The following is a 6,064-nucleotide window of genomic DNA, read 5'->3' on the forward strand; positions in this document are numbered from 1 at the left end:
ACTCAGCTTTTTTAAGCAATTTCTCAGATCATGATTAAGTTTTCAAAACTTAGAATTAATTCTCACAAGGCGGTCTCCGTTCAGAAATTTCGATTTTTCGCCTGGCTATTCCCGCCACTAATCCGGTTCCGCCTTCCACATTTGAATCAACTTCAGGAAGATTCTTCTCAAGTTCACTCAGGCCAACATCATCCGGCCAATCCGGTCCGGCTGTAACGACAACAAATTCTCTATGATTGATTCTGATTTGATCTGCGAACACTCCCAATTCTGTTGCAATTTCTTCAAGATTTTCAGAATTGATGGAGTACTCATCCCCTGAAGTAACAATCATTTCTTTCAGGTGAGAAATAACGATCTCTCTTTCAGGAGTACAACCTACTTCCGTCAAAGCTTGAGCCAGATATCTTGTTTCTGCCACAACAATTGTATCCAAAGCGATACCGGATACCGAAATGCTTTCAAAATCTTCTGCATATACTACCTCCGGCTCCGGAAGTGATGAAGGTGTACTCAAAACTACACGGCTTTGATCTCCTTCAGGAGATTCTGCAACAATTTCGTATGATTCATTACCATTCAAACTCTCTGTAAGCCAATAATTCCACACATATGTATCACCACCAAATTTGTATAGAGAGTCTTCAAGTGCAAAAACTTCTCCTGTAGATTGTATAGAAAATTCTACATCTGTACCATGATCAACCGGTTCTGCAGGAATCAATGACCGGCCAATCGGCATAACCCTGACCCATTGGGTATCGGCATGTACGTCCAGAACTCCATTCATTGAAAAAGTCAGCTCTTCATTAATTTGCAGTGGTTCAAAAGAGTTCTCACATCCCAAAAATGTCAGTGTACAAATCAAAAAAATGAAATGAATGAATTTTGACATATTCAATTCTTTCATATTACTGTCTATTCTACTTAATGCTATTTGCTAACATGGCTCTTGTGGTGGTGTAATTTGAATAATCCGGCCCGCTACTCCCGCAACGTATCCTACTCCACCTTCAACGTTATTGATTACATCAGGTAAAGTGATTTCAAGATCTATCAAATCTGATAACTCCGGCCAGTCATCGCCGGATGAGACTATCAGTAACTCTCTTCTGTTTATTATATAATTTTCAACAGACGGACCCAAAGCCGTGGATATTTCAGATCGGTTATTTACCTCCAATCGATAGCGGCCGTCAGCGTACGTTATCAACTGATCTAAATGCGAGATAACAACCTCCATCTCCGGATCACATCCAATTTCATTGACCGGCTGCACAAAATATCGTGTCTTTACCGATACAATCGGATCTAAACTTTGCCCAATGAAAATACCGGACTCAAAACCGGTACTGTACTCTTCGATAGTTGGAAGAGGTAATTCTGATGGTAAATTAATTTGGGCGTAACTGGACCTGCCCTGCGTATCTTCAGCCTCAAAGCGATAACTATCATTTGCGATGAGATTTACACTCGAAAAATAGTTCCAGACGTACGTATCACCACCGAATTTGTATAGTGAATCCTGATACGTAATTCGATCTCCGGTAGAATTGTGAATCAGAAAAACCTGTGAGTTATCGGATTCAGGATCGGTGTTGATTAATCTCTCTCCGATGGGCATTACACGTACAACGCTAAATTCCCCATGTACATCAACAACACCATACATGGAGAATATCAACTCGTCGTTTTTCTGCAGAGGTTCAAATGTTTGTTCGCAGCCATTCGCCAGTAACAAAAGTGACAGGCATAACACAAACAGAGAACCAGACCTTGTACCCATTTCGCGGTGTTTAAATGTTTGACTTAACATTGAATGCAAACATATTTATCCTGGTATAACGTAATTAGGATAGTTGATACTACTCAATAATGCTACTATTTGAATTTAATGGGTGCAGACAGTTATAATGAACCTCAAACGGATTTTTTGAGTGGATTCACTATTGCAATACACAATAAATCCCTTTATCTTTTTCAACTTTCCAATTTTGCAAGAAAAACAAAGAGAATATCGTGAATACGATCAGTAATAAAACATACAACGCAAACTCATCCACTGTAGATAAGAAGTGGGTAATCATTGATGCAGAAGACCAGCCGCTGGGGCGAATCGCTTCGCGTGTTGCAACTATTTTACGTGGAAAAAACAAACCGGAATTTACACCTCATGCAGATATCGGCGACAACGTGATCGTCATTAATGCAGAAAAGGTCAAACTGACCGGCAAGAAACTGACCAATAAAAAATATTTCAGGCACACAGGCTTTATCGGCTCTGAAACACATACTTCTGCTCTCGATATGCAGAAAAAAGATCCGACATCCCTGATCACAATTGCTGTGAAAGGAATGCTGCCTAAAAATAAGCTTAGCCGACAGATCTTAAAAAATCTGCGGGTATATGCTGGATCAGTTCATCCACATACTGCACAACAACCGGAAATTTTAGAGATCTAAATTCTCATAATGGCACAAGAAAATTACATCGGACGTCGTAAAACGTCCACAGCTCGTTTATATATTAAAGATGGTAGCGGTGAATTCATCGTTAACGGAAAACCTCTCGAGGAACACCTGAATACAAAGGCCCGAGTAAACATTGCTCGTCTTCCACTGGATGTTACTGAACTTGATGGCAAATATGACATCAAAGTAACAGTAAGCGGCGGCGGAGTTACAGGCCATGCAGGTGCAATTTCTCTCGCATTGGCACGTGCAATTGACGATCTGAATGAAGGCTTTCATGACGTATTAAAAGAGCACGGACTCCTTACACGAGACGATCGAATGGTAGAACGCAAGAAATACGGCCAGCCAAAAGCTCGTAAGAAATTCCAGTTCTCCAAACGTTAAGATTACCGTGTTCAGACTATAAACTGCAGAACTAATTTATTTTTTTCTACATATATCAAGTCTGACATATTCTGTAAATAATTATTTTAAACTTTCTCAATCAGGCTAAGGCAAAGTGCCATTAGTCTGAAATACACATACGTAGTGACCCTTCGCCGAGTGTTCAGTGCCGATCAATCGGGACGGAATTAGCGCCTTGGGAATGACCTGCGTAGAGGACTAACTCAAAAAAAGACGAAACAAACATGCCTAAAGCAGCAAACGTAGAAGAACTATTAAAATCAGGTGCGCATTTTGGTCACCTGACTCGCCGTTGGAATCCAAAGATGAAAGAATTCATCTTTATGCAGAGAAACGGCATTCACATCATCGATCTTAAGAAATCTCAGAAATATCTCCAGGAAGCTCTTGATGAGGTAACCAAACTTGCTCGTGCCGGTAAGACTATTCTCTTTGTAGGCACCAAAAAGCAGGCTCAGGAGATTGTTAAAACAGAAGCAATCCGTAGTGGAATGCCTTTTGTAACACACAGATGGTTAGGCGGAATGCTCACCAACTTCAGCACCGTTCGCAAGAGTATCTCTCGCATGGAAGAGATCGAAAAAATGAAAAAAGACGGTACAGTTGATGAGCTGACCAAGAAAGAGGGTTTGATGCTCGAAAGAGAGCTTGAAAAACTTGAGCTCACACTGGGCGGTATTGCGAATATGACACGTATTCCTGGCGCCATCTTTGTCGTGGATACTATTAAAGAGCATATCGCGATTAATGAAGCCGTGAAGTTGAATATCCCGATCATTTCTATGGTTGATACAAACAGTGATCCTGATATTCCTGATCACATCATCCCTTCAAATGACGACTCTGCACGTACCATTCAATTGGTAACAGCTCAAATTGCTGATGCTATTATTGAAGGAAATGCTGAAAGAGAAGCGATCAAAGAAGAAGAGCTGATGGAAGAAGCTGCGGCTGAAGCTAAAAAAGATACCGGCTCAGACTCAGACAAAGAGGAGAAGAAAGAAGTAAAAGCCGGTAAATCAACGAAGCGAAGAAAAAGACGCCGGAAAGCTTCAGATTCTGATAGCAATGATCAACCAGAAAAAAGTTCCGAAGGTCAAGCAGACGAGGGCGCTAAAGGAAAATCTGATGAAAGTGCCAAAAGTGAAACAGATGAGAGCACAAAAAAAGATGATGATAGCGCCAAAGCTAAAAAAGACGATAAGAAGGAAGAAGAAAAAGAATCTGATTCTGATAAAGAGTAAACCCGAACTGAAAATTTTTCTAAACTCATGAGCATTAGTGCAAAAGATGTAAAAAAACTTCGCGACGCTACCGGAGCGGGCATGATGGACTGTAAAAAAGCCCTGAACGAAGCTGATGGCGATATGGATAAAGCGATTGAAATTCTCCGTAAAAAAGGTCAGCAAGTTTCTGAAAAACGATCTGAAAGAGAAGCAAACGAAGGATTGATCCTGACTAAAATCAGCGATGATCATAAAAAAGCTACAGCTATCGAAATCAATTGCGAAACTGACTTTGTAGCTAGAAACGAAGATTTCCAGAACCAGGCAAATAAGTTTCTAGAAGCTGCGTACGAAAATGATATCAGCAGCTCTGAAGACCTGATGAGTGTTGAAATTGACGGGCTCACTGCCGAAAAACATCTTGAAGAGATGGTTGGCAAAATTGGTGAGAAAATTGAGATTGCCCGCGTAGTTCTATTAACAACTGAAGGAACACTCGTAGACTACATTCACCCAGGCAATCAACTTGGAGTTCTCGTAGAGTTTGACGGCAAGCTTACTGACGATAATGTAGGCAAAGATGTTGCCATGCAGATTGCCGCGATGAATCCTCTGGCCGCTACTCGTGATGGCGTAGATGCTTCTGTCGTAGAAAAAGAGCTGGAAATTGCGAAAGAGCAGTTAATCAATGAAGGGAAGCCTGAAGAGATTGCTGAAAAAGCGTCTAAAGGTAAACTTCGAAGATTCTACGAAGAACGTGTTCTGCATGAACAGAAATTTGTTAAAGATAACGGCATAACCGTTAAAGAGTATCTGGAGCAAAACGATGCTCCACTCGTCAAGTCATTCTATCGAATGCAGCTTGGCGAAGCTTAAATATTTATCTTCAAAAAAGGCTACCTTCAAATGGTGGCCTTTTTTATATCAATGAACTTCTAAATAAATGACCAGTGGCAAATCAATATAAGAGAATACTGCTCAAATTAAGCGGCGAAGCACTTTTAGGAGAACAGGGACACGGAATTGATGCAGATATCCTAACTCAGTATGCAGATGAAGTATTAGCAGTACAGGCTGAAGGGGTAGAAGTTTCTGTAGTGATTGGCGGAGGAAATATTTTTCGCGGTGTAAAAGGAGCTACAGAAGGCATGGATCGCGTGCAAGGAGATTACATGGGAATGCTTGCAACCATGATCAACAGTATGGCTTTTCAGGATGCTCTGGAGCGCAAAGGTGTTCACACCAGACTAATGAGCGCCATTCGCATGGAAGAGATTGCCGAACCATACATTCGCCGAAGAGCTATTCGTCACCTGGAAAAAGGCCGGGTTGTGATTTTTGGCGCCGGTACAGGAAATCCATACTTCACAACAGATACTGCAGCCTCTCTGCGCGCCATCGAAATTGAAGCGAATGTAATTTTAAAAGGAACCCGCGTTGACGGTATTTACGACTCTGATCCGGAAAAGAACAGTGGAGCCGTTAAGTTCAACACTATTACCGGTGACGAAATTCTGCGCCGAAGACTCGATGTAATGGATCTTACAGCATTCACTCTCTGTCGCGACAACGAGACTCCAATCATTGTTTTTAACATGAATGAAAAAGGAAATCTCAAAAGAGTTGTCTGCTCTGAAGAAGCAGTTGGCACAACGGTTGTTTGGGATGATTAACCATTTTATTAAATTCAATCTCTGTTTATAAAGCTGCTGAAGTTGATTCAGATACGTTAACTCAGCAAACCTTTTCATTTAACTCGTACAGACTGCTATGATACCAGAAGAAATTCAGTTAATTATCGAAGACGCCGAAGATAAAATGAAAGAGGCCGCCGGTTTTTGTAAAAAAGAGCTGTCGCATATCCGTGCCGGAAAAGCCACCACTTCCCTGCTTGATGGAATTAAAGTCAACTACTACGGATCACAAACCCCGCTCAACCAGCTCGCATCCGTAGCAGC

8 protein-coding genes are annotated in these 6,064 nt (G+C 41.3%); 6 read left to right on the forward strand and 2 right to left on the reverse strand.

Translation table 11 applies throughout. The features are described from left to right. Positions 1-55: 55 nt before the first annotated feature. Both ACESM0_RS10860 and ACESM0_RS10865 read right to left on the reverse strand, forming a co-directional pair. A complete protein-coding gene (locus tag ACESM0_RS10860) occupies positions 56-895 on the reverse strand; it encodes a hypothetical protein (RefSeq protein WP_372906234.1) in 840 nt (279 codons plus the stop codon). A gap of 45 nt (positions 896-940) precedes the next feature. Continuing rightward, positions 941-1,816: a hypothetical protein gene (locus ACESM0_RS10865; protein ID WP_372906235.1), complete on the reverse strand. Its 876-nt coding sequence runs from the start codon at positions 1,814-1,816 to the stop codon at positions 941-943. A gap of 203 nt (positions 1,817-2,019) precedes the next feature. On the opposite strand from ACESM0_RS10865, the gene rplM reads away from it, so the two are divergent. The 6 genes from rplM to ACESM0_RS10895 form a co-directional block, all read left to right on the forward strand. Beyond that, positions 2,020-2,463, forward strand: a complete 444-nt coding sequence (gene rplM / locus ACESM0_RS10870) for a 50S ribosomal protein L13 (RefSeq protein ID WP_372906236.1) — start codon at positions 2,020-2,022, stop codon at positions 2,461-2,463. 9 nt (positions 2,464-2,472) lie between these two features. Then, positions 2,473-2,859: a 30S ribosomal protein S9 gene (gene rpsI / locus ACESM0_RS10875; protein WP_372906237.1), complete on the forward strand. Its 387-nt coding sequence runs from the start codon at positions 2,473-2,475 to the stop codon at positions 2,857-2,859. A 245-nt stretch (positions 2,860-3,104) separates the two neighbouring features. Next, entirely contained in the window at positions 3,105-4,124 is a 1,020-nt protein-coding gene (gene rpsB, locus ACESM0_RS10880) for a 30S ribosomal protein S2 (RefSeq protein ID WP_372906238.1), read from the forward strand. Between the two features lie 27 nt (positions 4,125-4,151). Next, positions 4,152-4,982 carry a translation elongation factor Ts gene (tsf, locus tag ACESM0_RS10885; RefSeq protein ID WP_372906239.1) on the forward strand — a complete coding sequence of 277 codons (831 nt, stop codon included), beginning with the start codon at positions 4,152-4,154 and terminating at the stop codon, positions 4,980-4,982. A 74-nt stretch (positions 4,983-5,056) separates the two neighbouring features. Next, on the forward strand, positions 5,057-5,779 hold the full coding sequence (gene pyrH / locus ACESM0_RS10890) for a UMP kinase (protein ID WP_372906240.1): 723 nt from the start codon (positions 5,057-5,059) through the stop codon (positions 5,777-5,779). A 97-nt stretch (positions 5,780-5,876) separates the two neighbouring features. Beyond that, the coding region (locus ACESM0_RS10895) for a ribosome recycling factor (protein ID WP_372906241.1) at positions 5,877-6,064 on the forward strand (188 nt) is incomplete at its 3' end.

The sequence above is a fragment of the Rhodohalobacter sp. genome (assembly GCF_041686455.1).
In the GTDB taxonomy this organism is placed as follows: domain Bacteria; phylum Bacteroidota; class Rhodothermia; order Balneolales; family Balneolaceae; genus Rhodohalobacter.

What these genes read in the sequence shown, in the direction of transcription:
- ACESM0_RS10860 (WP_372906234.1), bottom strand. Translation starts at nt 895, where the DNA reads ATGTCAAAATTCATTCATTTCATTTTTTTGATTTGTACACTGACATTT.
- ACESM0_RS10865 (WP_372906235.1), bottom strand. Translation starts at nt 1,816, where the DNA reads ATGTTAAGTCAAACATTTAAACACCGCGAAATGGGTACAAGGTCTGGT.
- rpsI (WP_372906237.1), top strand. Translation starts at nt 2,473, where the DNA reads ATGGCACAAGAAAATTACATCGGACGTCGTAAAACGTCCACAGCTCGT.
- rpsB (WP_372906238.1), top strand. Translation starts at nt 3,105, where the DNA reads ATGCCTAAAGCAGCAAACGTAGAAGAACTATTAAAATCAGGTGCGCAT.
- tsf (WP_372906239.1), top strand. Translation starts at nt 4,152, where the DNA reads ATGAGCATTAGTGCAAAAGATGTAAAAAAACTTCGCGACGCTACCGGA.